The sequence below is a fragment of the Saccharopolyspora sp. NPDC002376 genome, assembly GCF_053593195.1.
On sequence record NZ_JBSFBZ010000031.1, the window covers coordinates 1 to 26,157 of the forward strand.

The 26,157-nt window shown below is 68.0% G+C and carries 26 protein-coding genes and 1 pseudogene; 13 read left to right on the plus strand and 14 right to left on the minus strand.

The annotated features are described in order from the left end of the window. Positions 1–122: 122 nt before the first annotated feature. Together ACWCO2_RS20910 and ACWCO2_RS20915 are read right to left on the minus strand one after the other, a co-directional pair. Positions 123–650 carry a gamma carbonic anhydrase family protein gene (locus tag ACWCO2_RS20910; RefSeq protein ID WP_450129422.1) on the minus strand — a complete coding sequence of 176 codons (528 nt, stop codon included), beginning with the start codon at positions 648–650 and terminating at the stop codon, positions 123–125. Beyond that, on the minus strand, positions 647–1,405 hold the full coding sequence (locus ACWCO2_RS20915) for a GntR family transcriptional regulator (RefSeq protein WP_450129423.1): 759 nt from the start codon (positions 1,403–1,405) through the stop codon (positions 647–649). The genes ACWCO2_RS20910 and ACWCO2_RS20915 overlap by 4 nt, the downstream gene beginning before the upstream one ends. Positions 1,406–1,590: 185 nt before the next feature. On the opposite strand from ACWCO2_RS20915, the gene ACWCO2_RS20920 reads away from it, so the two are divergent. The 6 genes from ACWCO2_RS20920 to ACWCO2_RS20945 all read left to right on the plus strand — a co-directional run bounded on the left by ACWCO2_RS20920 (position 1,591) and on the right by ACWCO2_RS20945 (position 7,607). After that, entirely contained in the window at positions 1,591–2,808 is a 1,218-nt protein-coding gene (locus ACWCO2_RS20920) for a CaiB/BaiF CoA transferase family protein (protein WP_450129424.1), read from the plus strand. 43 nt (positions 2,809–2,851) lie between these two features. Then, complete coding sequence (locus tag ACWCO2_RS20925; RefSeq protein ID WP_450129425.1) at positions 2,852–3,829, plus strand: tripartite tricarboxylate transporter substrate binding protein; 978 nt, start codon at positions 2,852–2,854, stop codon at positions 3,827–3,829. Beyond that, on the plus strand, positions 3,826–4,308 hold the full coding sequence (locus ACWCO2_RS20930) for a tripartite tricarboxylate transporter TctB family protein (protein ID WP_450129426.1): 483 nt from the start codon (positions 3,826–3,828) through the stop codon (positions 4,306–4,308). Before ACWCO2_RS20925 ends, ACWCO2_RS20930 begins: the two co-directional genes overlap by 4 nt. 11 nt (positions 4,309–4,319) lie before the next feature. Further along, positions 4,320–5,822, plus strand: coding sequence for a tripartite tricarboxylate transporter permease (locus ACWCO2_RS20935; protein WP_450129427.1), 1,503 nt, complete (start codon positions 4,320–4,322; stop codon positions 5,820–5,822). Further along, positions 5,815–6,588 (plus strand): enoyl-CoA hydratase/isomerase family protein, encoded by a 774-nt coding sequence (locus tag ACWCO2_RS20940; protein ID WP_450129428.1) that lies wholly within the window; start codon positions 5,815–5,817, stop codon positions 6,586–6,588. Before ACWCO2_RS20935 ends, ACWCO2_RS20940 begins: the two co-directional genes overlap by 8 nt. Positions 6,589–6,746: 158 nt before the next feature. Continuing rightward, the gene (locus ACWCO2_RS20945; RefSeq protein ID WP_450129497.1) at positions 6,747–7,607 is read left to right on the plus strand and encodes an aminoglycoside phosphotransferase family protein; all 861 of its coding nucleotides are present in this window, start codon (positions 6,747–6,749) and stop codon (positions 7,605–7,607) included. Here the strand turns inward: ACWCO2_RS20945 and ACWCO2_RS20950 are convergent. Further along, complete coding sequence (locus ACWCO2_RS20950; RefSeq protein WP_450129498.1) at positions 7,596–7,841, minus strand: WHG domain-containing protein; 246 nt, start codon at positions 7,839–7,841, stop codon at positions 7,596–7,598. The two genes, ACWCO2_RS20945 and ACWCO2_RS20950, sit on opposite strands and share 12 nt — an antisense overlap. Between ACWCO2_RS20950 and ACWCO2_RS20955 the strand changes: the two are divergent. Next, positions 7,791–7,916 (plus strand): annotated as a pseudogene (locus ACWCO2_RS20955) (helix-turn-helix domain-containing protein); the annotation flags it as partial. The gene ACWCO2_RS20950 and the pseudogene ACWCO2_RS20955 overlap by 51 nt on opposite strands. Here ACWCO2_RS20955 and ACWCO2_RS20960 read toward each other — a convergent pair. Beyond that, entirely contained in the window at positions 7,901–8,083 is a 183-nt protein-coding gene (locus ACWCO2_RS20960; RefSeq protein ID WP_450129429.1) for a hypothetical protein, read from the minus strand. The pseudogene ACWCO2_RS20955 and the gene ACWCO2_RS20960 sit on opposite strands and share 16 nt — an antisense overlap. Positions 8,084–8,361: 278 nt before the next feature. Then, the gene (locus ACWCO2_RS20965; RefSeq protein WP_450129430.1) at positions 8,362–8,946 is read right to left on the minus strand and encodes a TetR/AcrR family transcriptional regulator; all 585 of its coding nucleotides are present in this window, start codon (positions 8,944–8,946) and stop codon (positions 8,362–8,364) included. 117 nt (positions 8,947–9,063) lie between these two features. On the opposite strand from ACWCO2_RS20965, the gene ACWCO2_RS20970 reads away from it, so the two are divergent. Both ACWCO2_RS20970 and ACWCO2_RS20975 read left to right on the plus strand, forming a co-directional pair. Beyond that, positions 9,064–10,656, plus strand: a complete 1,593-nt coding sequence (locus ACWCO2_RS20970; protein WP_450129431.1) for an FAD-dependent monooxygenase — start codon at positions 9,064–9,066, stop codon at positions 10,654–10,656. A 10-nt stretch (positions 10,657–10,666) separates the two neighbouring features. Then, positions 10,667–11,110, plus strand: a complete 444-nt coding sequence (locus ACWCO2_RS20975) for a nuclear transport factor 2 family protein (RefSeq protein ID WP_450129432.1) — start codon at positions 10,667–10,669, stop codon at positions 11,108–11,110. 57 nt (positions 11,111–11,167) lie between these two features. Here ACWCO2_RS20975 and ACWCO2_RS20980 read toward each other — a convergent pair whose 3' ends face one another. Then, positions 11,168–12,412: a hypothetical protein gene (locus ACWCO2_RS20980; RefSeq protein WP_450129433.1), complete on the minus strand. Its 1,245-nt coding sequence runs from the start codon at positions 12,410–12,412 to the stop codon at positions 11,168–11,170. Between the two features lie 162 nt (positions 12,413–12,574). On the opposite strand from ACWCO2_RS20980, the gene ACWCO2_RS20985 reads away from it, so the two are divergent. After that, on the plus strand, positions 12,575–12,808 hold the full coding sequence (locus tag ACWCO2_RS20985) for a helix-turn-helix domain-containing protein (protein ID WP_450129434.1): 234 nt from the start codon (positions 12,575–12,577) through the stop codon (positions 12,806–12,808). Between the two features lie 119 nt (positions 12,809–12,927). Here the strand turns inward: ACWCO2_RS20985 and ACWCO2_RS20990 are convergent, their stop codons facing one another. Continuing rightward, complete coding sequence (locus tag ACWCO2_RS20990; RefSeq protein ID WP_450129435.1) at positions 12,928–13,311, minus strand: winged helix-turn-helix transcriptional regulator; 384 nt, start codon at positions 13,309–13,311, stop codon at positions 12,928–12,930. Positions 13,312–13,407: 96 nt separating this feature from the next. Here ACWCO2_RS20990 and ACWCO2_RS20995 point away from each other — a divergent pair, with 96 nt between their 5' ends. Both ACWCO2_RS20995 and ACWCO2_RS21000 read left to right on the plus strand, forming a co-directional pair. Next, on the plus strand, positions 13,408–13,809 hold the full coding sequence (locus tag ACWCO2_RS20995) for a RidA family protein (RefSeq protein ID WP_450129436.1): 402 nt from the start codon (positions 13,408–13,410) through the stop codon (positions 13,807–13,809). 165 nt (positions 13,810–13,974) lie between these two features. Continuing rightward, positions 13,975–16,044, plus strand: coding sequence for a M28 family peptidase (locus ACWCO2_RS21000; RefSeq protein WP_450129437.1), 2,070 nt, complete (start codon positions 13,975–13,977; stop codon positions 16,042–16,044). A 130-nt stretch (positions 16,045–16,174) separates the two neighbouring features. On the opposite strand, the gene ACWCO2_RS21005 is transcribed toward ACWCO2_RS21000, so the two are convergent. Together ACWCO2_RS21005 and ACWCO2_RS21010 are read right to left on the minus strand one after the other, a co-directional pair. Beyond that, positions 16,175–16,633: a dihydrofolate reductase gene (locus tag ACWCO2_RS21005; protein WP_450129438.1), complete on the minus strand. Its 459-nt coding sequence runs from the start codon at positions 16,631–16,633 to the stop codon at positions 16,175–16,177. Further along, on the minus strand, positions 16,630–17,427 hold the full coding sequence (locus tag ACWCO2_RS21010) for a thymidylate synthase (protein WP_450129439.1): 798 nt from the start codon (positions 17,425–17,427) through the stop codon (positions 16,630–16,632). Before ACWCO2_RS21010 ends, ACWCO2_RS21005 begins: the two co-directional genes overlap by 4 nt. A gap of 497 nt (positions 17,428–17,924) precedes the next feature. On the opposite strand from ACWCO2_RS21010, the gene ACWCO2_RS21015 reads away from it, so the two are divergent. Further along, on the plus strand, positions 17,925–19,118 hold the full coding sequence (locus tag ACWCO2_RS21015; protein WP_450129440.1) for a glycoside hydrolase family 5 protein: 1,194 nt from the start codon (positions 17,925–17,927) through the stop codon (positions 19,116–19,118). Here ACWCO2_RS21015 and ACWCO2_RS21020 read toward each other — a convergent pair. From ACWCO2_RS21020 to ACWCO2_RS21040, 5 genes are all read right to left on the minus strand, one after another. Continuing rightward, positions 19,099–19,560, minus strand: coding sequence for an STAS domain-containing protein (locus tag ACWCO2_RS21020; protein WP_450129441.1), 462 nt, complete (start codon positions 19,558–19,560; stop codon positions 19,099–19,101). The two genes, ACWCO2_RS21015 and ACWCO2_RS21020, sit on opposite strands and share 20 nt — an antisense overlap. Before the next feature lie 273 nt (positions 19,561–19,833). Further along, positions 19,834–22,218 (minus strand): ATP-dependent Clp protease ATP-binding subunit, encoded by a 2,385-nt coding sequence (locus ACWCO2_RS21025; protein WP_450129499.1) that lies wholly within the window; start codon positions 22,216–22,218, stop codon positions 19,834–19,836. Between the two features lie 168 nt (positions 22,219–22,386). After that, positions 22,387–22,791, minus strand: coding sequence for a hypothetical protein (locus ACWCO2_RS21030; RefSeq protein WP_270954283.1), 405 nt, complete (start codon positions 22,789–22,791; stop codon positions 22,387–22,389). Between the two features lie 607 nt (positions 22,792–23,398). Then, on the minus strand, positions 23,399–24,061 hold the full coding sequence (locus ACWCO2_RS21035; RefSeq protein WP_450129442.1) for a phosphoribosyltransferase: 663 nt from the start codon (positions 24,059–24,061) through the stop codon (positions 23,399–23,401). Between the two features lie 178 nt (positions 24,062–24,239). Next, on the minus strand, positions 24,240–26,045 hold the full coding sequence (locus ACWCO2_RS21040) for an ABC-ATPase domain-containing protein (RefSeq protein WP_450129443.1): 1,806 nt from the start codon (positions 26,043–26,045) through the stop codon (positions 24,240–24,242). Positions 26,046–26,157: the final 112 nt, after the last annotated feature.

Below are 26,157 nucleotides of genomic sequence, written 5' to 3' on the forward strand. Positions count from 1 at the left end.
GTCTGCGCTCGCACGATTTCAGTGTGCCACAACTCGCCTGTGCACAGCCATGTGGTGGGCCACTCATCCCACTAGGTGAACGCATCGGCTTTTCGCGCCCGGCCCGACAACGGCCCGCGATCTCAGCCCAGGGCGGAGCGGTGCTTGCGGGCTAGCTCGGTGTAGTGCTGAGCGGAAAGCTGGAGCGCTTCCTGCTCCTCACCGGTGAGTTCGCGGCGGACCTTGGCCGGTGTTCCTGCGACCATCGACCCGGGCGGCACCTCGGTTCCCTCCAGCACCACCGCGCCGGCGGCCACCAGCGATCCGGCGCCGATGCGGGCACCGTTGAGCACCACCGCGCCCATCCCGATCAGGCAGCCCGGCTCGACGGTGCAGCCGTGCAGGACCGCTTTGTGCCCGACGGTGACGCCGTCGGCGATCTGGGCGGGGAATCCGGGGTCGGCGTGCACCACGCAGCCGTCCTGGATGTTGCTGGCCGCACCGATGCTGATGTCGGCCATGTCGCCGCGCAGCACCGCGTTGTACCAGACGCTGGAGTCGGCGGCCAGGCTCACGCGGCCGATCAGCGCCGCGCCCGGGGCCACGAACGCCTCCGGGTCGATCTTCGGGCCGATGCCGTCGATGGTGATGGTGGTCGGGTTGGCGGTCACTGGTCCTCCTGTGCTCGGCGTTGCTGGTGCAGCCACTGCAGCGCTTCTTCGGTGTGCCCGTCCACTTTGGTCTCGATGCCGTCGAGGAACGCGCGGTCGCCGTGCGCGGCCAACTCGGCCAGCACCGCCTGCGGGTCACCATCATCGATGATTCCCAACAGCCGGTGGTGGCGGGCAACGTCGCCGCCCAGGCTCTCCCGGCCGCTGCGGGCCTTGCGGTTGAGCGCCATGGACAGCATCAGCTGCAGCTGCAACGCCCGGTAGGCCTCCTCGAGGCGCTGGTGCCCAGACAGGCCGACCACCGAGACGTGGAAAGCGAACGAGCACTCCAGATACGCCGGCTCATCCCCCGCATCAGCGGCCGCGCTCATCGCCTGCAGCGCCTCCCGACAACGCCGCATCCGCGCTCGAGCGCGCACCGGCACGCCCAGGTGCACCGCCAGGCGTTCGAATTCCGCGCGTAGCGTGCAGATCTCGTAGATGTCGTGCAACGTCAGCGGGGTCACGATCACGCCCTTGCGGGGCACCTGCCGCACCAGGCCTTCGCGTTCGAGTACCCGCAGCGCCTCGCGCAGCGGTGGGCGGCTGATGCCCAGTTCGCGGGTCAGGCGGTTCTCCACGATGCGCTGCCCGCACAGCAGTTCACCGCCGACGATCATGCGGCGCAGCGTGGTGGCGGCCAGCTCCACGAGGCTGGGTGGGCTGATGATGCTGGGGGCGCGCACCGACGGGGCGTCTTCCACGGATCCGGTCACGACCGGCAGTGTCTCCTTCCGGCACCGGGTAGCGGGGCGTGTTCGGCGTTTCCCGCCCGAGCGGTTGGCCCGCCCGGAGCAACCTCGACGATCAAGCTTGTCAGCTCCGATCTGCCTGCTGTAGACAAAAGTCCAGTGATGCCGATCACGGTGTCCGGTTCGCCCCCGGATTCATGGAGCCGCGCATGACTACCTCCCCCACTCCCGGTCCGCTCCCGTTGCACGGGGTGCGCGTGGTGGAGATCGGTGCGTTCATGGCCGCGCCGTTCGCCACGATGCAACTGGCCGACCTCGGTGCCGATGTCATCAAGGTCGAGAATCCCACCGGTGGTGACCCGGTGCGCCAGACCGGGCCGTTCCTGTCCGGCCACAGCTCCCCGTTCCTGCGGCTCAACCGCAACAAGCGCTCCGTGGCGCTGGACCTGAAAGCCCCCGAGGGACACCAACTCCTGCAGCAGCTGCTCGACGACGCCGATGTGCTGGTGGAAAACTTGCGCCCCGGCGCGCTGGCCGCACTGGGTTTCGGGCCTGAGCCCGTGCGTGCCCGCAATCCCGGCCTGATCTACGTTTCGGCCTCCGGGTGGGGTCAGGACGGGCCACTGGCCGATCAGCCGGGACTGGACATCATGGCCCAGGCCCGGGCCGGGCTGATGAGCATCACCGGCCACCCCGGCGGCCCACCCACCAAGGTCGGCGTGCCGATGTGCGACCTGGTGTGCGGCCTGTACGCCGCACTCGGGGCAGTGGCGGCGTTGCGGACTCGCGAGCGCACCGGGCAGGGCCAGCACGTCGACGTCTCGCTGCTGGAAGCCGGGGTGTCGTTCGCGGTGTGGGAGGCAGGCACCTACTTCGCCACTGGAGAAACCGGCCGCGCGCACGGTTCAGCGCACCAGAACAGCGCCCCCTACCAAGCGGTGCGCAGCAAGGACGGGTGGGTGACCGTCGGAGCGACCACCACCAAGACCTGGCCGGCGTTCTGCCACGCCCTCGGCCTGGCCCACCTGCTCGACGACGAGCGCTACCGCAACTCCTACGACCGCTACCAGCACCGCGACAGCCTCATCCCCGCCATCGAAGACGCCACCGCGCAACACAGCACCACCGACATCGTCGACGCGCTCACCACAGCTGGGGTGCCGTGCGCGCCGATCTCCACCACAGATGAGGTGTTCACCAACGATCACCTGCACCAACGGGACTTCTTCTGGGACGCCGAGCACCCCGAACTCGGTGCGGTGCGCCAAATCGGCTCCCCCATGCGCCTGTCGGCCACCCCGCCACGACGCGAGCAGGCTGGCCCACAGCTGGGCGCCCACACCCGCGAGGTGCTCACCGAAGCAGGCCTGGACGCCGAGGAAGTGACGCGGCTGCGCGAGCTCGGGGTCATCGCCACCGGCGAGTGAACCCCCATTCCCCTTTTTCGTGACGCAAGCTCGAGGAGGAGCTATGCGTGGGTTCTCGTGCGGCCGCCGGGTGCTGGCCGCGTTGAGCACGGCGGCGCTGCTGGGCGGATGCGCGCTCGGCAGCGCTGGTCAGGATCAGGCCGGTGCGCCGCGGCCAGTGGGTGCAGTGACGATGGTGGTGCCCTTCGCCGCCGGCGGCGGTAGCGACATCTCGGGGCGCGCCATGGCCGACGGGCTGACCTCGGTGCGTCCGCAGATGCGCGTCGACGTCGACAACCGGGAGGGCGGGCAGGGTGCGGTGGCCTACTCGTACCTGTTGTCCAAGGCCGGGTCGCCGAACTACCTGCTGGCCACTGAAACGTCGGTGCTGATCCTGCCGCTGAGCGTGGACGTGGCGTTCTCGCACCGCAGCTTCACCCCGATCATGAAGCTCGGCGACGACTACACACTGCTGGTCGCCCTACCTGGTTCGCCGATCACCAGTTGCGCTGAGGCGGTGGCTCAGAGCCGTCACCGGCGGGTGCTGGCCGGGGTTTCCGGTGCGCTGGGCCCGGACGCGGTGGTGTTCTCCGAGCTGGAGCGGGTGGCCGGCGGGGATTTCGACACCGTCCCGTACGAGGGCGGTGGGGAAACGATGGCCGCAGTGCTGGGTGGGCAGGTGGAGTTGGCGTCGCTGAACCCCAGCGAGGTCATGGGCCAGTTGCGCGCCAGGCGGCTCAAAGCGCTGTGCGTGTTCGCCGAGCAGCGCTACACCTACCCGCAGCTCTCCGGCATCCCGACGTCGGTGGAGCAGGGCATTCCGGTGTCCTTCGCCCAGTTCCGCGGCATGATCGCCCCGGGTGGGTTGTCGCAGGAGGCCACTGAGTTCTGGATCGAGGCGGCGCGCAGCTTCGCTGACTCCCCCGCTTATGCCGAGTACGTAGCTTCGGAGTTCCTGCAGCCGCGGTTGGCCTTCGGGCAGGATTTCGCCGCCTATCTCGACGAGAGCGAGAAGCAGGTGGCGCAGGTGGTGCGGCGATGATCCAGCAGCGCGGGCAGGTGGTGTTGTTCTCGGGTTTGGCGTTGCTGGGTGCGGGTTTCGCCGTGACCGCGTTCGGCTACGGCGTGCTGCTGCCGGAGTCGCGCATCGGGCCGGGGTTCCTGCCGCTGGTGGCCGGCGGGTTGCTGGCGGTGTTCTCGGTGTTGTTGCTCATCGAGCAGCTGCGCAGGCCTCAGCCGGCGTCTGCGGTGCGCGGGGTGGATGACTTCGGCCGCACCCCGGGACAGCGGGTGTGGATCTTGCGGCGGGTGTTCGTGCTGCTGCCGGTGTCCGTGGCGCTGGTGCCGGTGCTGGGCATGGTGTGCGCGCTCGGTGTGCTGGTGTTGGTGATCTCGACCTGGTTGGAGGGTCGGCGGCTGCTGCCGGCGTTGCTGCTCAGCGCTTCGTCCGCGGTGGCGATGTACGTGGTGTTCGCGGTGGTGCTGCAGGTGCCGCTGCCCACCGGGGTGTTCGGGTTCTAGCCGTTGCGGAGGTGATCGCGTTGCTCGACAACCTGCTGCTGGGTGCGTCCACGGCGTTGACCCCGGTGAACCTGCTGTGGTGCTTCGTCGGGGTGCTGCTGGGCACCGTCATCGGGTTGCTGCCCGGGTTGGGGTCCAGCACCGGGGTGGCGATCCTGATCCCGCTGACGCTGACCGTGGAGCCGGTGACGGCGCTGATCATGCTGGCCGGCATCTACTACGGGTCCCAGTACGGCGGCACGATCACCTCGGTGCTGCTGTCCACCCCGGGTGAGGCCGCCAGCGTGGTGACCACATTGGACGGATATCAGATGGCTCGCCAGGGCCGTGCCGGTGCGGCGTTGGCGATCGCGGCGATCGGGTCGTTCGTGGCCGCGATCGCCTCGCTGGTGCTGCTGGCCGCGGTGGCGCCGCCGTTGGCGTCGGTGGCGTTGCAGTTCGGGCCGCCGGAGAACCTGGCGGTGATGGTGCTAGCGCTGGTGACCATGGTGGTGCTGGCGATCGGGTCGAAGCTGCGCGCCGCGGCGATGGCCTGCGCCGGAGTGCTGTTGGCGTGCGTGGGCATCGACGCCGGGACGGGTCAGGCCCGCTACACCTTCGGCAGCATCGAACTGCTCTCGGGCATCCCCTACATCGAGGTGGTGATCGGGTTGTTCGCGGTGGGTGAGGTGCTGCACCAGATCCAGGTCGGTGCCGCCCGTCCGATCCGCGCGGGTTTCCGCGACCTGGTGATCCGCCGCCGCGACATCCGCGATTCCGCCGGGGCCATCACGCGCGGCAGCGCGATCGGCTTCGGACTGGGTATCTTGCCCGGCGCCGGATCGACCTTGGCGTCATTCATGGCCTACGGGCTGGAGCGGCGGGTGTCGCGCAACTCCGCGCAGTTCGGGCACGGCGCGATCCAAGGTGTCGCAGCCCCGGAAAGCGCCAACAACGCCGCGGCCAACGCCAACTTCATCCCGACCCTCACCCTCGGCATCCCCGGTGGCGCGACCACTGCGGTGCTGTTGGGGGCGTTGACGGTCTATGGCATTCAGCCCGGGCCGCTGCTGTTCGAGGAACAACCCGACCTGGTGTGGGGGTTGTTGGTGTCGTTCTTCATCGGCAACGTGTTCCTGCTGATGCTCAACCTGCCGTTGGCGCCGGTGTTCGCGCAGTTGCTGCGCATCCCCTACGGCTACCTCTACCCGCTGATCCTGTTCACCAGCTTCGTGGGCGCCTACGCCATCGACAACAACCTCTTCAGCGTGTGGCTGGTGCTGATCTTCGGCGTTATCGGCTACGGCATGAAGCGCTTCGACCTGCCGATGGCGCCGCTGGTGGTCGGGGTGGTCATCGGAGGGCTGTTGGAGAAAGCGCTCGTGCAGTCCTCGGCGTTGCTGGACGGCAATCTGTGGTTGTTGGCGACCAAACCGATCGCGGTGAGCATCCTCGCCGCCGCCGTGCTGCTGCTCATCGGTCCCGCACTGGTGCGGCGCTTGCGCACCGAATCCGGAGAGGAAACCCATGTCTGACCAGCTGATCACCAGTCGTGACGGTGCAGTGCTGCAGGTGGTGTTCAACCGTCCCGCGCAGCGCAACGCCATGAGCTGGGCGATGTACGAGGGGCTGGTGGCCGCCTGCCGCACCGCCGAGGAGGATCCCGACATCCGTGTGCTGGTGTTGCGCGGCGCAGGTGAAGAGGCGTTCGTGGCCGGCACCGACATCGCCCAGTTCACCGAGTTCAGCAGCGGCAAGGACGGCCTGGCCTACGAGCAGCGCATGGAAGCCGTGCTGGAGCAGCTCGAGGCGGTGCGGGTGCCCACGATCGCGGCGATCTCGGGCTACTGCGTCGGGGCGGGGATCGCGTTGGCCGCGGCGTGCGACCTGCGGGTGTCGACCACGACGGGGCGCTTCGGGGTTCCCGTGGCCCGCACCCTAGGCAACTGCCTGGCGATGAACACCTACTCGATGCTGGTGTTCCACCTCGGTCCCGCGCGTACCAAGGACATGCTGCTGCGCGCCCGGCTGTTCGACGCCGCCGAGGCGCACGCTGCTGGTTTCCTCACCGAGGTCTGCGAGGTCGAGGAGCTGGATGCCACCGTGGCCGGCATCGCCGCGCGCTTGGCCGAGCACGCGCCCTTGACGATGTGGGCGGCGAAGGAGGCGGTGCGGCGGTTGCGGTTGGCGAACCTGCCCGAGGGGGATGATCTGGTGCGCACCGTGTTCGGCAGCCAGGACTTCCAGCACGGGGTGCGCGCATTCTTGGACAAGACCCCACCTCGCTGGCAGGGCCGCTGACCCCTCGGTCTCGGCTAGGGTGGCGGCATGCTTTGACGCATCCGCGCCCCACCCCTGCTTCTTCGCCACCCGCATCCTGTTCCCGGTGACGAAGGAGTTGTTCTGTGCGTGATTCTGCTGTGGTGGTTCCGGCCGAGTACGCCGCCACCCACCGTGAAATGTTCGGTGAGGGCAGCTGGCTGACCGACTTGCCCGCGTTGGCCCAGCAGCAGCTGGCAGCGTGGGATCTGCGTGTCGATGGTGCGCCCCAGCACGGGATGGTGGCGTTGGTGCTGCCGGTGCTGCGCTCCGATGGGAGCGCGGCGGTGCTGAAGTTGCAGCCCGTCAACTCCGACACCGTGGGTGAGCCGGTGGGGTTGCGGGCGTGGGACGGTGCGGGCGCGGTGCGGTTGCTCGAGCACGATCCGGATTCGGGCAGCATGGTGCTGGAGCGGCTGGGCCCGGTGGCACTGTCGAGTGTGGACGATGACGATGCCGCGGTGCGCGTCATCGCAGAACTGCTGGCCCGCCTGCACACCGTTCCCGCTCCACCCGGTGTGCGGCACCTGGCCGATATTGCTGCCGCGATGGTGCGCGAGACCCCGCAAGCGTGCGCGCGACTAGCTGACGAGCAGGCCGGTTTGCTGCGCAGGTGTGCCGATGTCGTCTCCGAGCTGCTCGCCGAGCCCGGTGACCGCTTGCTGCACTGGGATCTGCACTACGACAACGTCCTGGCCGGCGGCCGCGAACCGTGGCTGGCCATCGACCCTCAGCCGCTGATCGGCGACCCGGGATTCGATCTGCTGCCCGCGCTGGACAACCGCTGGGAGCAGATGGTGGCCACCGGTGATCTCCCCGCGGCGCTGCGGCGACGTTTCGCGATCCTCACCGACGTGCTGGGTCTGGACCAGCAGCAGGCGGTGGGGTGGTCGTTGGCGCGAGTGCTGCAGAACTGCCTGTGGGAGGTCGGAGACGGCGCGACCGAGCTCAGCGACATGCAGACCACCATCGCCGACGCCCTGCTGCCCCTAGGCCCCTGACTCCCGCACGGAGAGCAGGTCGGCGATCTCGCGGAACGCCTCGGCGGCATCGCGCTCGAGCACTGCAGGTGGGAGGGTTCGGGCGAGGGTGAGCGTGGCGAAGCCGTGCGCGAGCGACCAGGCCGCGAGCGCGGCACGCGCGGCAGCAGCGTCGTCCAGGCCGTCCGGGAGCCCTGCGCGGAGGTCTTGGGCCGTGTGCTGACGGCGGCCAACGCTGCACTGCCCTGGCCCGATGAGCCGCTGCTCGCGTTGTGGCAGGCCACGACGATCCTGCGCGAGCACCGCGGCGACGGTCACCTCTCGGCATTGGGGTCGCCGTAGTATCGGCCGAATTTCGGGCGGATATGGCGTAACCGCTGGTTAGTGGGTGCGGGGGCTCCGGGGCCGATGAGGTTGGTCAGTTCGCGCATCGCCTGGGGAGATGGTTTGAAGTAGCGGCGCAGGTTCTCGGCCTTGCGGTGACGCGACTTGGCCATCAGCTTTCGACGCTGGGAAGAGGAACATCGCGGATGACGGATTGGTCCGAATGCGAGGTGCTGGCCGATCGCCTTGCCACTCTGCTGGCCTCAAGTAGGGCCGAGGTCGGTGTGGCGGCGCGATTGACGCAGGTGTGCCACAGGGCTGGCGGCCGAGTCTGATCCCGCACCGGAGCCGCGACCGCTGAAGGCCGACGAGGCGGTGATGGCGGCGCTGCCGTTGCGGCGGGCGGCGTGGCAGGTCATATGTCCGGGTGAGGTGTTCATGGTGGCCGAAGTCAGCTGATGCCGTGCACGCCGTGTTCCAGAAAGGCGAAGATCGCATCCAGGGCGGCGCGGGGATCGGGCTCGCCGGCGACGAATTGAGGAATCTCGAGGACGTAGCGTGCGATGGCGCGAGCGGTGATGTCCTCGGGTGGCCTGCCCAATTCGGCGGCGATCGCAGCGGCCAAGGGCGTCTCGCACCGGATCCACAATCGGCGCGAGTATTCGCGCAATGCGGGGGTGCTCGTGATCAGGTCGGTGCGGCGGCGGATCTCCAGGCTCGGATCGATGAGGAACAGCCCCCGCCCCAGCAGGAACTCGCGCAGTGCCGCCATCAGTGACTGTCCGGCCGGGCGCTGGGTGACCGCGGTCAGCAGGCTCTCGAGACGTTCGACACCGTCGTCGAACATCATGGCCTCTTTGCCGTCGGGAACGTGGCGAAACATCGTCGGCACCGAGATGTCGACCGCGTCGGCGATCTCTTTCACGCTGACCTGGTCGTAGCCCTTCTCCAGAAACAGCTGTTCGGCCGCGTCCGCGAGGGCGCGGCGGGTCTGGGAGTTCTTGCGGGCGCGGCGTCCGGATGGTTCAGGGGGCATGCACCCATGCTACCAGAGAACGCAAGTGAATTAGAAATGTAAGTCGCTTGTGTTGTTTGTTAGTCAGTTGTGTTTTCCTCGAGTGGGTATACCGAGCTCTCGGAAGGGATGATCGAAATGAGCGTCAACGAACTCGAACAGACACCGGTCCTCATCGTCGGCGGAAGCCTCGTCGGACTGTCCGCGGCGGTTTTCCTGTCCTGGCAGGGCGTGCCCGTCGTGGTGGTCGACAAGCACTACGGCAGCTCGCCGCACCCCCGGGCGATCGGTTTCACCACCCGCACCATCGAGCACTTCCGTCAGACCGGCGTCGAGGTGCCCACCTCACTGCAAGGCATGAAACCGCCGCGGCGCGCCCGGGTGGAGAGCCTCAGCGGCACCTGGTTGGAGGAATATCCCTGGAGCCCCGGCGGCAAGGGCTCCTACGGCGCCGACCAGTCACCGGTCCACGCGATCGCGATCACCCAGGACAAACTCGAACCGCTGCTGCGTGAGCGAGCTCGCGAGTTCGGTGCCGACTTGCGCCTGGGCACCGAACTGCTGCACTTTGCCCAGGACAACGACGGAGTCACCGCGACGCTGCGTCGCCGTGACGACGGCCACGAGTACGCTCTGCGCGCCCGCTATGTGGTGGCCGCCGACGGCGCAGACAGCCCGGTGCGCACCGACCTGGGGATCGAGCGTCACGGCGTCGGCCCGCTGTCGGTGCAGCGCAGCATCTTGTTCCGCGGCCCCCTCGAGGAATACCTGCAGCACGGCGTGGTCCAGTTCGAGATCGAGCAGCCCGACTTCACGGCGTTCTTGACCACCTACTCCGATGGCCGGTGGGTGATGATGCTCTCCGATGACGTCGAACGCACCCCCGCCCAGCAGATCGAACTGGTGCAGCGCGCGATCGGCCGTACCGATATCCCCATCGAACTCATCACCACCGGCCGGTGGAAGCTGGCCGGTCTGATCGCCGACCGCTTCTCGCAGGGACGAATCTTCCTCGCCGGTGACGCAGCGCACCAACTGCCGCCCAACCGCGGCGGGTACGGCGCCAACACCGGCATCGACGATGTGCACAACCTGGCCTGGAAACTGGCCGCGGTGCTCTCGGGCGAGTCGGATCCGCGGCTGCTGGACACCTACGACGCCGAGCGCCGCCCGACTGCGGACCTGCGTCACGATCAACTGTTCGCTCGCGCCGACTACAAGGCCTTCTTGAAGGTCGATACCCCTGATACCCCCGTGCTCGACGATTCGGCCATCGAGTTGGGGCAGCTGTACCGCTCGGCTGCGGTGCTGGGTGCGGACGCGTCCTTGGCGCCGGCGCAACTCCCCGAGCAGTGGGCGGGTCAGCCCGGTACCCGTGCCCCGCACCAGTGGGTGCGCATCGGCGACGACAAGCGCTCCACGCTCGATCTGATCGAACGCGACTGGGTCCTGCTCTCAGCCGATGAGCGTTGGGCCGCCGCAGCCGCCCAGGTGACCGCGCAGCTGGGCATCGGAGTCGATTTCCAGCAGGCCGGAACCGACGTCGAGTTCGACGACCACGAGGCGTTCGAGCACGCCTACGGCATCGAGTCCACCGGCGCCACACTGATCCGGCCCGACGGCTACATCGCCTGGCGGACCCGCGTCGCGCCACACGATCCCGCCCGGGAACTGACCCGGGTCCTGACCTCCCTCGCCGCGGCCACCCGCGCCGACTCCGCCGAAAATTGAGGTGATCGCTATGAATGCCACACTTCAACAGCGAATTCAGCGACTGGAAGATCTCGAGGCGATCCGCGATCTGACCGCGCGCTACGCCGACGCCATCAACAAGGGCTGGAAGGGCAAGACCGTCGATCTCGACGCCGTCGCCCAAGTTTTCGCCACCGATGCGAGCTGGGAGAGCCATGAAGGCGAGGTGACCGTCGGTATCGACGCGATCCTCGCCGAGTTGCCCGCCGCTACCTCGGTCGTGGAGTTCTCGATGCACGCCTTCGTGAACCCGATCATCGTCCTCGACGGCGAGACCGCGACAGGACACTGGCTGATGTGGGTGACCTCGGTGATGGCCGGCGATCCGCGCGCGGTCTACATGAGCACCGACATGACCTACCTGCGGACCAGCGACGGCTGGCGCATCCACACCGTCAAGGTCGACTTTGGCACCAAACTGTCCACCAGCTGACTCGGATGGCGAGGCGGCGAGGCAAAGCAGGTCGAACGAACGTGGTGGCAGCTGCGATCAGAACAGGGTGTCACGGACACGCAGCGGCCGGTACCCGGTGGGCCCTAGCTGGTCCAGCTCGGCATCGATGTCGACCTCTATCGCGCCGAAGAAGTTGATGTTCTCGCTGTGCGCCGGGCTGATATGTGCCAGCACATCGTCGTCGATCCGGCGTCCGGCTCTGCGCATCTGGTCGACGGCGAGCCCGTAAGCGACACGATCGGCGCGAACGGCAGCATCTCGGTCAGCTCGGCCTTGAGCGAAATCGCCTCCGCGGGCACGTCTTCGGCTGTCAGCAGCGAGATCACCAGATCCCCGGTCTCGTCCACGCGCACCGGGCCGTCCCCGCCGGACAGCACTGCCTCCAGCTCGCCGACCGCGTCGTGCAGCTCGTCGATCACCGTGGCCAACCCCTCGCCTGGTCGGCGGGTTTGCCGACCAGGCGGCAGAACTCGGCACGCTGCGGGGCCCATTGGTCGGTGGTGAGCAGGTAGGCGGCCGGATCGGCGTAGCGGCGCGAGCCCGGCACGTACACGTCTCCGCTACGCAATCGTCACGCAGCCCCAGCAGCACACACAACTCCCAATAGTGCCGGTACGCGGTGGCACTGCCGGACTTTCGGGCCTCCTCAAGATAGCCGCGCCACTTGGCCGGCACGAATCCGGCCGGTGCCTCGTCGAACGCCTTGCGGCGGCCGGTCGCGTTCAGCTCCCGCAGCATGTCCACCGCGAGCAGCAGTTCGGTCGCCGCGGTGCCGCCAGCGAACCGCACCGCGGACAACACCGCCGGGGTGAACTGCCGCAGATAGTTGTACGACGAATCCAGCGCGGCCAGATGCCCGTGATCACGCGGAAGCCGCGGTTTGGCCTGCGCGATCGCCGCCCGCAACCGATCCCACCCGATGCGCTCGCCGCGAATCAGTCCGCCGATCTCCTCATCAGCGATCTGCGGATCGACGACGATGGCCAGTAGCTCGTCCAGCAGGACTTGGCGGTCCTCACCGGATTTGCCGCGCTCGGCCAGCTCATGCTGCATGCGCCGCTCCGCTTGGCCGAACTTCGCCGAGATCGCCTGATCGAACAACGGGACAACTTCGTCGAGGACGTCGGTGGCCGACTGCGCCAGCACCGTCAACAAGATCGGGTACCGGCGCTGTGGCTCTCGCCGCTCCAAAGCCTGCGGGGTCAGGCGGCGGCCCATCGTGGCCAGGAACCGGCGCCGCTCGGCGGACAACACCGACATATCGAGGCGATCCGCGGCCATCCCGCGCAGGAACCCCAACCTCCAGCACGCCGATCAACCCTCATCGGCAGCCAAGCCAAGCACCAACCACCCGACCCCGCACCATGAACGCGAAACCCGTTCCCTGCCAGCCCACTACGTCATATCCGCCCGAAATTCCGCCGATACTACGGCGACCCCGCATTGCGGGACCACGACATCGACCCGGTCGAGTCCCTGGTCTCCTTCGCCTCGGTCGGTGCCGCATCGCCGGAGGTGTTCGCCAGTCGGGGCTGGAGCGATGAGCAGTGGGCCGCCGCGCACGAACGCCTCCGGCGATGCGGCTGGATCGATGAGTCCGGGCAGGCCACCGTCCAGGGCCGTGAGGTTCGAGCCTCGGTCGAGCGCCGGACCGACGAATTCGCCTCCGGTCCGTGACGCTCGCTCGGGGCGAGGTCGCCACGCTGGCGCGGTTGGCGCGGCCGGTTCTGGCGTGCTGCCGGCCCGCAGCACCCTCGGCATCGGGATGCGGTTCGCGACCGCTCCGGCGTGATCGGTCAGTCGTCGAAGCGGTGGCGTGCTTGCTCGATGTGGTCGAGGTAGTGGTGGGTCCAGCCGCAGATGGCGTCGACCGTGGCGAGCAGGCCCCGGCCCGGTTCGGTGAGGGTGTACTCGACCTTCGGCGGGACGGTGGGGTGCACGGTGCGTTCGACCAGGCCGTTGCGTTCGAGCATGCGCAGGTTCTGGGTGAGCATCTTGTGGCTGATGCCCTCGACTTCCGCACGCAGCTCGCTGAAGCGCAGGGTGCGTTCGCCGAGCGCTTCGATGATCAGCAACGCCCACTTGTTGGCGACGTCGGAGAAGATCTCCCGCGCCAGGGAGTCCGCGCGCCGCAGATCCGCGTCCTCGGGCAGGCCTGCGAGCTGATGCTTGGTCACCATGAGGTTCCTCAGTTACCGAAAAGTGCGTTCTTCCAGGTCAGCGCTCACTCTCCTACAGTTCCCGAGTAACCACAAGAGAGTGAAGGGCGAGCAGCGTTGACCACCATTGATGCCTTCAACCACGGCGTGCCGGCCGAGAGCGACTTCGGCTACTCGCAGGCGATCCGCTCCGGAGATCTGATCCACATCTCCGGGCAGGTCTCGTTCGACGCGGCGGGCGAGTTCGTCCACGCCGATGATTTCGCCGCGCAAGTCGAGCAGACCTACCTCAGCACCGACGCGGTCCTGAACCACTACGGCGTCACCCGAAATCAGATCATTTCGCAAACCCTCTACGTGGTGAACCTGCAACAGCACGCTGAGGCGGTGGTGAAGGGAAACCGGGCGTACTTCGGTGACCACCGCCCGGTCAGCACGGTCCTCGGCATCAAGGAGCTGACCTTCCCCGGCCAGCTTGTCGAGATCAGCTTCATCGTCGACGCGAAGCTACCTGCCTGAGTGCGCTGCGGAACCGTCACGGTGACGGTTCCGCAGCGCAGGAATCTCCCGCCAATACCGGAAATCCGCGCCGCTGGTGACAAACGGGTGGTGGTCGTTGTGCGGTGTCGTTCGCCTTTGTACCTTTCGTCTTGCTAACTGCATGCCGTGGCATCAGGAGGACGAATGTCCCAGCACACACCGCTCCGACGCCGCGCGTGGCGTCTCGGTTCGGCGGCTCTGGCCGCCGCGCTCGTCGCCGGGATCACCGCGCAGACGTCGTCCGCAGCACCACCGGACGACCTGCGGGTTTGGGAGCGTGCGTTGCAACAGGAAGTCAGCGCCGACAGCGCGGCGAAGCTGAGCGAGGAGATGTCGACCTATCCAGGCATGGTCGGCACCCCCGGCTCCGCGCGCCGAGCGCAGTACTCGATGGACAAGCTCACCGAATGGGGCTTGAAGCCGAGGATGGAGAGCTACGACGTCTACTCTTCGAGCCCGAAGAACATCTCGGTGACCATGACCGGTCCCGAGCGGCGGGAACTGGAAGTCAAGGAACCACCCTTCCCCTGGCAGGAGAACTTCGACGACGTCGTCGTCGGCTACAACGCCTACTCGCCGCCCGGAGACGTCACCTCCGACGTCGTCTACGTCAACTACGGACTGCCCGACGACTACGCCAAGCTCGCCGAGATGGGCGTCGACGTGCGCGGCAAGATCGTGCTGGCCAGGTACGGCCAGAGCTTCCGCGGCGTGAAGTCGAAGGCCGCCGAAGAGCACGGCGCCGCAGGCGTGATCATCTACTCCGACCCCGCCGACGACGGATTCACCAAGGGCCCGGTCTACCCCGACGGTCCGTGGCGCAACGCCGACGGCATCCAGCGCGGCAGCGTGCAGTACATCTTCCAATACCCGGGCGACCCGCTCACGCCCGGCGAACCGTCCACACCGGACGCTCAGCGCCTGGATCCCTCCGAAGCCGAGAACATGACGACGGTGCCGACCACGCCGATCTCCTACGGCCAGGCCCAGCACCTGCTGGCCGCCTTGCAGGGACCGGTGGCGCCGAAGGAGTGGCAGGGCGGCCTGGACATGGAGTACCGGGTGGGCCCGGGGCCGACCGAGGTCAACCTCGACCTGGACATCGACTACGAGCAGACGCCGGTCAACGACGTGATCGTGGAGATCCCCGGCGCCAAGCACCCGGAGCAGAAGGTGGTGCTCGGCGCGCACTTCGACTCGTGGACCTACGGCACCAAGGACGACGTGGCCGGGTGGACCACCGTGATGGAAGCCGCCCGCGCGATGTCGGAGATGCAGAAGCGCGGTTGGCAGCCGGATCGCACCATCGTGCTGGCCGGCTGGGACGGTGAGGAGTACGGCTTGCTCGGCTCCACCGAGTGGGTCGAGCAGCACCGCGCCGACCTGCTGAAGAACGCCACGGTGTACCTGAACATGGACGGTGCGGGCGGCGGCAAGAACTTCTCCGCCGGCTCGGTTCCGGCGCTCGACGGGGTGCTGACCGACATCGCCAAGGACGTCAGCGATCCCGAGCACGGCACGCTGTACCGGAACTGGCAGCAGTCGTCGGGCCAGCAGAAACCGGTGCCGGAGCGGTTGGGCAGCGGGTCGGACTACACGGCGTTTCTGGACCACCTCGGCATCGCCTCGGCCGATTTCGGCACGTCGACCCCGAGCGGTGAGTACCACAGCGCCTACGACGATCTGCACATGATGCGCGAATTCCTCGATCCGGGTTACCGGTACCACGAGGCTTCCGCCGCGTACGCGGGCACTTTCGCGTTGCGCATGGCCGGTTCGGAGGTCGCGCCGATGGTCTACTCGGACTACGCGACCGCGGTCGACGGCCATCTGCGAGATCTGGACGGCAAGCAGGCCGGTCAGCAGGTCGTCGACCTCTCCCCCGCCTATGCCGCGGCTCGGGAGTGGAAGGCGGCGGCCAAGCGGTTGGAAGGCCAAGCCCTCGGCGCCAACGGTGATCGCGCCGAGGCGATCAACGAGGCGCTGATCGCCCAGGAACGCGCGTTGACCCAGCAGGAGGGCCTGCCCGGCCGCGACTGGTTCAAGCACATGGTCTACGCGCCGGGCCTGTACACCGGTTATGCGGTGCAACCGCTGTCGGCGATCGATGACGCGATCGCCGCCGGGGACACCGCGACGGCCGGGAAGTACCGGGACCTGCTCGTCGATTCGCTGCGCTCGGCCACTGATGCGGCCAGAAAGGCCGTGGCCTGACGCAATCCGGCTGCCCGCCTGCCACCAGGGAGGCGGGCAGCCGCGTTCCACGGATCACCCCAGGACGACAGGTGTTCTGCCGCTCGGCAGCCGCGGCTGAATTCCTCATTCCTCGGCTCGGTCGCTGGTGTCAGCCCCAGGTCAGGAAGCGGTAGTGCAGTCCGGTGGTCGATTCCTGCCACTGCCCGACGGAGTCCGGTTCCCGGCCGACTTCCGGGGCGTAGGTGTCGCCGTCGAAGTGCTCGCGGATCTCGGTGACCACGATCTTGTCCGCGATCGGCAGCGCCGCTCGGTACACCGCCGCGCCACCCATCACCCACACGTCACCGGTGACCGCGGCCAGGGCTTGCGGCAGGTCGGTGAAGGTTTCGGCGCCTTCTTGCGGGGTGCGGGAGAGCACGAGGTTGCGTCGGCCCGGCAGCGGCCGGAACTGCGGCGGCAGCGACTCCCACGTGCGCCGGCCCATGAGCACGGTCGCGCCGGAGGTGACCTGCCGGAAGTGCTTGAGGTCTTCGGGCAGGTGCCAGGGCATGGTGCCGTCGCGGCCGATGACTCCGTCGGTCGACTGCGCCCAGATCAGCCCGATCACACTGCCACCGGTGCCTTGATGCCGGGGTGCGGGTCGTAGCCTTCGATCGCGAAGTGCTCGTAGGTGTAGTCGAACAGGCTCTCGGCCGGCTTGAGCTCCAGCGTCGGGAACGGCCGCGCGTCGCGCTCGAGCTGCTTGCGGACCTGCTGCTCGTGGTTGTCGTAGATGTGGCAGTCGCCGCCGGTCCAGATGAAGTCCCCGACCTCGAGGCCGACCTGCTGGGCGATCATGTGCGTCAGCAGCGCGTAGCTGGCGATGTTGAACGGCACACCGAGGAACAGGTCCGCGCTGCGCTGGTAGAGCTGGCAGGACAGCTTGCCGTCGGCGACGTAGAACTGGAAGAACGCGTGGCACGGCGGCAGCGCCATCTGCGGGATCTCGCCGACGTTCCAGGCCGAGACGATGATCCGCCGGGAGTCGGGGTTCTCGCGCAGCGTGCGCAGCACATCGCTGATCTGGTCGATGTGCCCGCCGTCCGGGGTGGGCCACGAGCGCCACTGCACGCCGTAGATCGGGCCGAGGTCACCGTCGGGTCCGGCCCACTCGTCCCAGATGGTGACGCCGTGCTCCTGCAGCCAGGTGTTGTTGGAGTCGCCGCGCAGGAACCACAGCAGTTCGTAGGCGATCGAGCGGAAGTGGACCTTCTTGGTGGTGATCAGCGGGAAGCCGTCGGAGAGCCGGTAGCGCAGCTGGTGGCCGAAGATCGACCGGGTGCCCGTTCCGGTGCGGTCGTCCTTGCGGGCGCCTGTCTCGAGCACGTGGCGGAGCAGGTCTTCGTACTGCGTGTCCGGCATGCCCAAAAGCCTAGACGACCGGCTCGCGACGGGTTGACGGCCGTAGGCCGAGGCGGAGGCGCCGCGAACCCCGGCGACGCCGATCGGCTTCCGTCGTGTTTCTACTGGTCACGGAAACTTTCAAGGGTGTCGTTGGCCGCCTTCGACCCGTCAGGTGCTGCACTCGGCCGGGACCTGGTCGAACGCGCGAGAGACATAGCCCTCGTCGGTGATGATCACCGAAGCAGGCCGGTGGGTGGCCGTGGTGCTGGCGTCGTGCGGTGGGTTCATCGGCCTTTCCGCTCGCTGTTGACGACCACCAGATGGGAGTTGGTGGCTCGTTCATGACACGAAGCGGATGCGTTGTGCGTCATTCGAATCCGCGCGGCGGTTCTGCTGCTTCGGCTCCCGGAGGATTTGCTGGTCGGCCCGGTGGCCGCGGCGTGGTTGCTCTGACCGGCTCAACCAGTTGTGAATCATCTTCACATTCTGTGGTGGCTCCATTACCGTCCCCGACCATGACCCTCCGGCGCTGGACCACCACCCTGGCCGCACTCGCCCTCACCCTCACCGCGGCCAACCCCGCAGCCCACGCCGCCGAGACCACCCGCCCCCTCACCGATCTCGACGGCACCCCATTCACCCCGCACGGCTTCAACAACGCCAACAGCTCCAAAGACTCCCCCGACGCCATGCCCTGGACCACCCCGGACGACATCACCGCCGAAGCCACCAAGATCGGCTCCAACTCCGTCCGACTGCTCATCTTCTGGTCCAAAGTGGAACCCGAACCCGGCCACTACGACGAGACCTACCTCGACGACATCACCCAACGCATCGACGCCTACGACCAGGCAGGCATGCACGTCGTCCTCGACATGCACCAAGACCTCTGGGGCCCAGCGGTCACCAACGCCAGCCGCAACGACGGCGCCCCCGCCTGGGCCAGCCACTTCGACGGACTACCCGCCAGCATCCAAGACCCCTGGCCCCTGACCTACCTGCAACTCGGCGTCATGCGCGCCTTCGACCACTTCTGGGGAACCACCGGCCAACACCCCGAACTCGCCGAGCACTTCATCGGCTCCTGGCGCCACGTCGCCGAGCGCTTCGCCACCGACGACCGCGTCCTGGGCTTCGACCTGTTCAACGAACCCTGGGGCGGCAGCGCACCCTGGCCCATCTTCGAACAGACCCTGCTCGGCCCGCTCTACCAGCGCACCATCAACGGCATCCGCGAAGTAGACACCAACCACTGGATCTTCGTCGAACCCCAAGCCCTCGGCGTCAACCAAGCCCTGCACCCCTCATCACTGCCCGAACTCAGCGACCCGCGCCCCGGTGAACCCCGCCTCGCCTACGCCCCGCACCTGTACCCGCTCCTGCTCGACAGCGGACAGAGCTACACCGGCATCACCAAAGCCATCACCCGCGAAACCGTGCACAAGTGGTTCGCCGACAACACCGCCACCGCACGCCGACTCGGCATGCCCATGGTCATCGGCGAATTCGGCCTCGACGCCACCAAACCCGGCGCACTGGACTACGTCGACGACGTCCTGACCGAAGCCCGACAAACCGGCGCAGGCTGGTGGTACTGGTCCAACGACCCCGGCAGCTGGGGCCCCTACAACTCCGACGGAACCTGGGCCCCCCTAGCCGACCACCTCGCAGCCGGCACCCGCTGCACCATCAACTGCGCGCCTCGCTGACCGCCTCCGCAGCCGAATCCCGGCACACGAACCGCTCTCGCAACCCGGTCACCACCAACAACCGCAACATCGCCCCACCACCGGGAACCACCCACAACCCCACCCCGCGGTGCTCCGCACGCCGCTGCACGTGCAACAACAACTCCACCGCAGCACTGCTGGCGAACGACACCTCCGACAGATCCAGCACCATGCTCCGCAACGACGCCGCGGTCAACCGCTGCCGGATCAACTCCGTCAACCTCGGCACCGTGGCCAGATCGATCTCACCACCGATGCGCACCACCACGACACCCGGTGCCGGCCATTCCACCGCCAACCGCAACGCCGACGAACACCCACCGTGCCCGACCACCGGATCAACCGGCTCCCTCGGCGCCACGATCGCCGGACCACTCCCGGCCCACACGGCCGCACGCATACCGGATCTGGAGACGATCACGCTACCTCCCCCTGAATTTCGCGTATCGGCGGTTAGACCACGACCACGGACTCAGAACTCGCCGCTGCACTCGCGCAACAGGCACGCCGTAGCGGCTGCTCAACCGCAATCCCCACCGTAAGAGCCACCAGCCAGCCCAACAAGGCTCACCACGTTCGTGTGACAACCCCGATCGACCCACCACCACCGGCAGTCCACAAACCCCACCCGAGGACACTCACACCCCAAAAGCGTCAGGCCCGCCGAACACACACCGTGACGGCGGGCCTTCGCTCACTCCAACGCGCTGTGCCGCTCAACCGGCTGCCGCACAACCTCCACCGACTCACTCGGAGCCGCATGCCGACCACCCGACACCGGCTCCCACACCGTCGACACCACCAACGACAAATCCCCGTCCACCACATCCACCGACACCTGATCCCCCGCCGACACCGAACCACCCAACACCATCGACGCCAACCGGTTGTCCAACTCCCGCGCAATCACCCGACGCAACGGACGCGCACCGAACTCCGGCTGATACCCCAGCTCCACCAACCAATCCAACGCCTCATCCGACACCACCAACCGGACACCCTTCACCGACAACTGCCCCGCAGTGCGCTCCAACAACAACGACGCGATCCGCCGCAACTGCGCACCCGGCAACGGCCGGAACACCACCACGTCATCAATCCGATTGATGAACTCCGGCCGGAAGAACGACCGCAACTCCTCCAACACGACCAACGCGGTCTCACCCGCATCAGCCCCCGCATCCACGATCCGATCCGCCCCGATGTTCGAGGTCATGATCACCACCACGTTGCGGAAATCCACCAACCGACCCTGCGAATCCGTCAACCGCCCCGCATCCAACACCTGCAACAACGTGTTGAACACATCCGGATGCGCCTTCTCCACCTCGTCCAACAACACCACCGAATACGGCTGCCGCCGCACCCGATCGGTCAACTGACCAGCCTCCCCATAACCCACATAACCCGGCGGCGCCCCCACCAACCGCGACACCGTGTGCTTCTCCTGGAACTCGCCCATGTCCAACCGCAACAACCGCTGCACATCACCGAACAACGCATGCGCCAACGCCCGCGCCAACTCCGTCTTGCCCACACCCGTGGGCCCCAAGAACAAAAAACTCCCGATCGGCCGATCCGGATCCGCCAACCCCGCCCGCGCCCGACGCACCGCCTCAGCAACCGACGCCACCGCCGCGTCCTGACCCACCACCCGCGACCGCAGCTGCTCCTCCAACCCCAACAACCGCTCCACATCCTCAGCACTGACATCCGCCACCGGAATCCCGGTCCGCGACGCCACCACATCAGCCACGTCATCAACCACCACCGTCGGCTCGAACACCGCCGACTCCCGCACCTCACCACCACGCCGCAACCGCACTCGCGAACACGCCTGATCCAGCAGATCCACCGCCTTGTCCGGCAAGAACCGATCCGCGATGTAGCGCTGCGACAACTCCGCCGCCGCCGACAACGCCGAATCATCGATCCGCACCCGGTGATGCCGCTGATACCGCTCCCGCAACCCCTCCAACACCACGATGGTCTCGGCCACCGACGGCTCCCCCACCGTGATCGGCGCGAACCGGCGCTCCAACGCCGGATCCTTCTCCACGTGCCGCCGGTACTCCTCCACCGTCGTCGCGCCGATCAACCGCACCTCACCGCGCGCCAACGCCGGCTTGAGCATCGTGCCCGCATCCATCGACCCCTCACCGGCACCAGCACCCACGATGCTGTGCACCTCGTCGATGAACACCAGCACGCTGTCCCGATTCGCGCGGATCTCCGCCATCACGTCCCGGAACCGCTGCTCGAACTCACCTCGGTACTTCGCCCCGGCCACCATCCCAGCCAGATCCAGCGACACCACCCGAACATCGGCCAACGACCACGGCACCGCACCCTCGACGATCCGACGGGCCAACCCCTCCACGATCGCCGTCTTGCCCACACCCGGATCACCCACGAACACCGGATTGTTCTTCGACCGACGCCCCAAAACCTCGATCGCCTGCTCGATCTCTGCATCCCGGCCCACCACCGGATCCAACCGGCCAGCACGCGCCAACTCGGTCAGGTCCAACCCGAACTCGTCCAACCGCGGCGTCACGCTCAACACCGACCCAGCCCCGCCCCGATCACCCAACTCGATCGCACGCGCCAACGCCCGACCCGCCACCGAATCCGCATCCGCCGCCAGCCCCAGCACCACGTGCCGCGCCCCGACCACATCAGCACCCTCGCCCAGCGCCTGCTGGTACGCGCCCAACAACGCCCGCCGCGCCGCCGACGACAACACCGGGCGCCCCGCACCCGAGACCTCCTGACCGACCACCGCCGAACGCACCGCAGCGGCCAGCTCCTCCACCCGAACCCCGGAGGACACCAACAGCTCAGCAGTTGCCGGAACCTGCGTCACCGCCCACAACAAGTGCGTGCTGTCCAACTCCCGACTGCCCCAGTCCACAGTGGCCCGAACAGCCTTCGACACCACCTCGTGCGCCTGATCGTCCAGCAACGAGCCCAAAGTCAGCGAACGTTCCGCGGCGGTCGCCCCGTCCGACCCCGAGAACACCTCGCTGAACAGCGAATCGAAGGCGGCAGAGGAATCTTCAGCACTGCCGCGAACCACAGGGGCCACCTCCACACCCACACGCACCGGCCCCGCCCGCGCACCCCCAACACCGGAGAGCGGCGCACCAGCACAACTCGATCACCGCAGCCGCGATGCAAGCACCAACATACTGAGCAGCCCGGCACCGCCGAGCACGCCCACCCCGCTGCGCCGGACCGCCCCGATTCAGCTCGCCTGCTGCTGCGCCTGCTCGATCGCTTCGGCCAACCGGGTCAGCTCCTTGCCGATGTGCGACAACCGCTCCGCCATCACGCTCGCGTGCCCCGACAGCGGGCCGACGTGCCCCGCCGCCCGCAACCACTCGGTGACCCCACCGACCCCGGCCGACATGCCCTCCACCGTCAACGAGAACCCACGCATGACCTTCTCGATCTCCGGCACGTTGTGCGGCACCGACGGATCCCGCAACCGCTCGCCCAGCGCCACGGTCGCCTCGCCCACCTGCCAGGCGACCTCCGCGGAGTACCCCTGCTCGCCGGATTCCTCGCCCCGTCTCGTCCCAGACCGCCGCGGTGGCGTGTGCTTGCCCGCCTGCGACGGCGTGCTCTCGGAATGTCCAGCGGAAGTCATAGCGACCCAATCAACCCGAAACCAATTCCCAACTCCACCCCGACGCGCCCGAAGCCCCCCAACCGGTGGCGGCGAACCACCCGATCCCCAGACCTCCGCAACGCAGGAGCAGGTGCAGCCGAGGTTATCGCGTCTGGGCGGATCTTGGTGACGAGTGATCCGCAGGATTAATTTTGATCAACACTGAAACCAATGAGACTATTGAACTTGCTGGCCGAACATCCTGTTTCGTCCACTGGCCGCACAGCCCCGGAGCAGCCGGAACAAGGTCCTCCGGGGATCGCCCCCTCCTCGGCTGAGCCACTGTGCGGCGCTCGCCGGCGCCCCTCCCCTGAAGCCAAAGGACGAGCGGCTCGATCCGCCGGCTCCCCTACTCCGACCTTCCCCCAGAGGCTCCGCCGCTTCCTCGCACCAGCAAGGCCGTCGCAGACGACGGCACGACCACGGCTGCTGTCGACCGCCCTCCCCTGCCTTGATCAAAACGTTCTTGATAGTGCACTTGGATGGCTTCGGGCCTGCAGAGTAGTTTATTTCATTTGGCACTGAATCCATAGATGGAATCAACTACTGCAGGCCTGGATCAACACCGCCCCTGACCAGCAGGGACTCAGTCGAACTCGGTGAGGATGTCGTGGATCTCCTCGTCCGTGGTCGCCCTGAAGTCGCGGTACCACTGCCCCACCGCGGCGAAGCCCACCGGCTGGAGCACGCAGATCACCACGTCCGCTTCCTTGCGCAGCACTGCCACCGCGTCAGGCGAGCCCACCGGAACCGCGAGCACGATGTTGCGAGGCTCGGATTCGCGCAGCATCCGCACCGCTGCCCTGGCCGTCGCGCCGGTGGCCAGACCGTCGTCGACCAGCACCACGTCCCTGCCGGTCAGCGACAACGCCTCACCACGTTGAAACAGCCCCTCCCGCCGGCGGGCCTCCGCGCGTTCGCGCTCGCAGGCCGCCTGCAGCGTCTGCTCGTCCAAGTGGAACGAGCGCACCAGGTGCGGGTCGTAGCTGACCGGACCGTGGGCAGTCACCGCCCCCACGGCCAGCTCCGGCTGGCTCGGTGCGCCGATCTTGCGCGCCACGCACACCCGCAGCGGCGCGTCGAGCGCCCGCGCGACCTCCGCGGCGACCGGAACTCCGCCGCGGGCCAGCCCGAGCACGACGGGATCGACCAGTTCCAGGCCGCTCATCCGCTGGGCCAGCACTCTTCCGGCGTGCCGCCGGTCGGTGTAGCCGGTGGTGGTTCGTTCCGGGAATCCCATGCGAGGCATCGCTCGCCTCCCGTCCGCCGCGCTCCTGCACGCAGCAGCAATCCGGCAAACCCCTCATCTCGATGATGCCCGCCCAACGCCCCCAGGCAAAGCCCGCGCAGCAGGTTGGAGCACGCCGTAGCACCAGCGCACGAGCGGAGACGGCACAGCGCAGAGCGGTGTGAAGGCTTGAGCGGGATCAGGTGCGGAAGCTGGAGATCTTCAGGACCCGCAGCCGGTTCAGCGCTGCTGCCAGTTCGAAGGGCCGTGGCACCGCGAAGTCCCCGACATAGCGCTCGTCGACCGCGGCCACTCCGCGCTCGGTGACGTCGGCAGCGAAGGCCTCCAGCACCTCGGCCACCGTCCGCCTACCGTCCAGGACTCCGCGCCGCGCGCAGCTGACCAGCGCCAAGCCGATTCCGGTCACCTGCGCGGGGTCGACCACCTGCTCAACTCCGCGCAGCTCCACAGTGGACTCCCCCAGCGTCAGAGCGTCCACGCCGCGAGCACGGACCTTGGGCCGGTCGGTCGGGATCGAGCGCGGATCCACCACGCGATGGCGCACCGGCGGGAAGGACTCGGCCTCGGAACGGCGGCCGGTGGGCTGGGCGGCCAGCTGCTTGGCGCGGTCGGTGACGTCGCGCGCGTGGTAGGAGTCCAGCATCAGCACCTGGTCGGCGACGTCCATGTAGTCCCCCGACCCGCCCATCACCAGCACGGTGGACACCCCGTGGGCGGCGTGCAGCGGCCGGATCAGGTCCACGAACGGTGTCAGCGGCTCGGCGGACTTGGCCACTAGCGCCTGCATGCGGGCATCGCGGATCATCAGGTTGGTGGCTGCGGTGTCCTCGTCCACCAGCAAGACCTTGGCACCGGACTCCACCGCCTCCACGATCGCGGCGGCCTGCGAGGTCGAGCCCGAGGCGTTGTCGGTGGAGAAGTCGGCGGTGTCCGAGCCGGTGGGCAGGTGGCTGACGAACGGGCTGACGTCCACCCGGTGCACCCGCCGCCCGTCCTCGGCGCGCACCTTCACCGTGTCCTCCCGGCACGCCACCAGTTCCCGGCCGTCCCCGGGAACGTGGTCGTAGACGCCGAACTCCAGCGCCCGCAGCAGCGTCGACTTGCCGTGGAAGCCGCCACCGACGATCAGCGTGATCCCCTCGGGCACACCCATCCCGGTCACCGTCCCCCGGTTGGGCAGCTCCACCGACACCCGCATGGACTCCGGCGAGTCGAAGGGCACTCCGTCGGTCAACGGGCGATCGTCGACTCCGCTGCGCCGGGGCAGCATCGCGCCGTCGGCCACGAAAGCGATCAGCCCCAGTTCCGGCAGCTGCCGCCGCAACGCGTCGGTGTCCTCCACCGACTCGACGAACTCCCGCACCCGCGCCTGGTCGGCCGTGGCCCACCGCAGCGCCGCCTCGACGACGTCCGGCAGCTCATCGCACAATGCGCGCTCAGCCTGTCGGCCGTCGATGGTCCGGCCCCGCCCCGGCAGGTCGATGCCCAACCGCAGCAGAACTTCCCCATCGACGACCTGGCAGGCGGAGCGGTCCAGCACCTGCTGACGCCCGGCATCGACCCGCAGTCTGCTGTCGCGCAGCCGCCGGTCCGCGGCCCGCACCAGGTATCCGGCCAAGGCCCGGGCGCGCACCGGCTCGCGCCACAACTCCGCGGGGAATCCGGCCACCGGTTCGGCGACCCGGACTTCGCAGCGGCTGGCAGGCGCGAAGGGATCGGGCTGCACCCGCTGGACCTCCAGGGTGAACCCGCCGAAGGACCAGCGGCCGCGCAGCGACTTGTAGCGGCCGTAGCTGGCGCCGTGCATCGCCCGCAGTTCCTGCCGAAGCGCCTGCTCGTCCCCGCGATCACCACCGGCGAATTCGCGATCGTCCGGCCGCCGCCGGTACCCGTGCCGACCCGATCGAGGGCCACCCGCTCGTTGTGCCATGCCCATGGCGTACCCGACCACACCGGGATTCTCCAATCGGGAGATATCCGTCACCCGAACACCACAGTGGACACCGGAACAGGGCAAACCAGAACAATCGGCGAGTCGGTGCCCAGCGGTGCCCACCACCCCGCGCTATTCTCTCGATCGCCAGAAGATCCGCATG

What these genes read in the sequence shown, in the direction of transcription:
- ACWCO2_RS20920 (WP_450129424.1), top strand. Translation starts at nt 1,591, where the DNA reads ATGACTACCTCCCCCACTCCCGGTCCGCTCCCGTTGCACGGGGTGCGC.
- ACWCO2_RS20925 (WP_450129425.1), top strand. Translation starts at nt 2,852, where the DNA reads ATGCGTGGGTTCTCGTGCGGCCGCCGGGTGCTGGCCGCGTTGAGCACG.
- ACWCO2_RS20930 (WP_450129426.1), top strand. Translation starts at nt 3,826, where the DNA reads ATGATCCAGCAGCGCGGGCAGGTGGTGTTGTTCTCGGGTTTGGCGTTG.
- ACWCO2_RS20940 (WP_450129428.1), top strand. Translation starts at nt 5,815, where the DNA reads ATGTCTGACCAGCTGATCACCAGTCGTGACGGTGCAGTGCTGCAGGTG.
- ACWCO2_RS20945 (WP_450129497.1), top strand. Translation starts at nt 6,747, where the DNA reads ATGTTCGGTGAGGGCAGCTGGCTGACCGACTTGCCCGCGTTGGCCCAG.
- ACWCO2_RS20960 (WP_450129429.1), bottom strand. Translation starts at nt 8,083, where the DNA reads ATGGCCAAGTCGCGTCACCGCAAGGCCGAGAACCTGCGCCGCTACTTC.
- ACWCO2_RS20965 (WP_450129430.1), bottom strand. Translation starts at nt 8,946, where the DNA reads ATGCCCCCTGAACCATCCGGACGCCGCGCCCGCAAGAACTCCCAGACC.
- ACWCO2_RS20970 (WP_450129431.1), top strand. Translation starts at nt 9,064, where the DNA reads ATGAGCGTCAACGAACTCGAACAGACACCGGTCCTCATCGTCGGCGGA.
- ACWCO2_RS20975 (WP_450129432.1), top strand. Translation starts at nt 10,667, where the DNA reads ATGAATGCCACACTTCAACAGCGAATTCAGCGACTGGAAGATCTCGAG.
- ACWCO2_RS20980 (WP_450129433.1), bottom strand. Translation starts at nt 12,412, where the DNA reads ATGGCCGCGGATCGCCTCGATATGTCGGTGTTGTCCGCCGAGCGGCGC.
- ACWCO2_RS20990 (WP_450129435.1), bottom strand. Translation starts at nt 13,311, where the DNA reads ATGGTGACCAAGCATCAGCTCGCAGGCCTGCCCGAGGACGCGGATCTG.
- ACWCO2_RS21000 (WP_450129437.1), top strand. Translation starts at nt 13,975, where the DNA reads ATGTCCCAGCACACACCGCTCCGACGCCGCGCGTGGCGTCTCGGTTCG.
- ACWCO2_RS21010 (WP_450129439.1), bottom strand. Translation starts at nt 17,427, where the DNA reads ATGCCGGACACGCAGTACGAAGACCTGCTCCGCCACGTGCTCGAGACA.
- ACWCO2_RS21015 (WP_450129440.1), top strand. Translation starts at nt 17,925, where the DNA reads ATGACCCTCCGGCGCTGGACCACCACCCTGGCCGCACTCGCCCTCACC.
- ACWCO2_RS21030 (WP_270954283.1), bottom strand. Translation starts at nt 22,791, where the DNA reads ATGACTTCCGCTGGACATTCCGAGAGCACGCCGTCGCAGGCGGGCAAG.
- ACWCO2_RS21035 (WP_450129442.1), bottom strand. Translation starts at nt 24,061, where the DNA reads ATGCCTCGCATGGGATTCCCGGAACGAACCACCACCGGCTACACCGAC.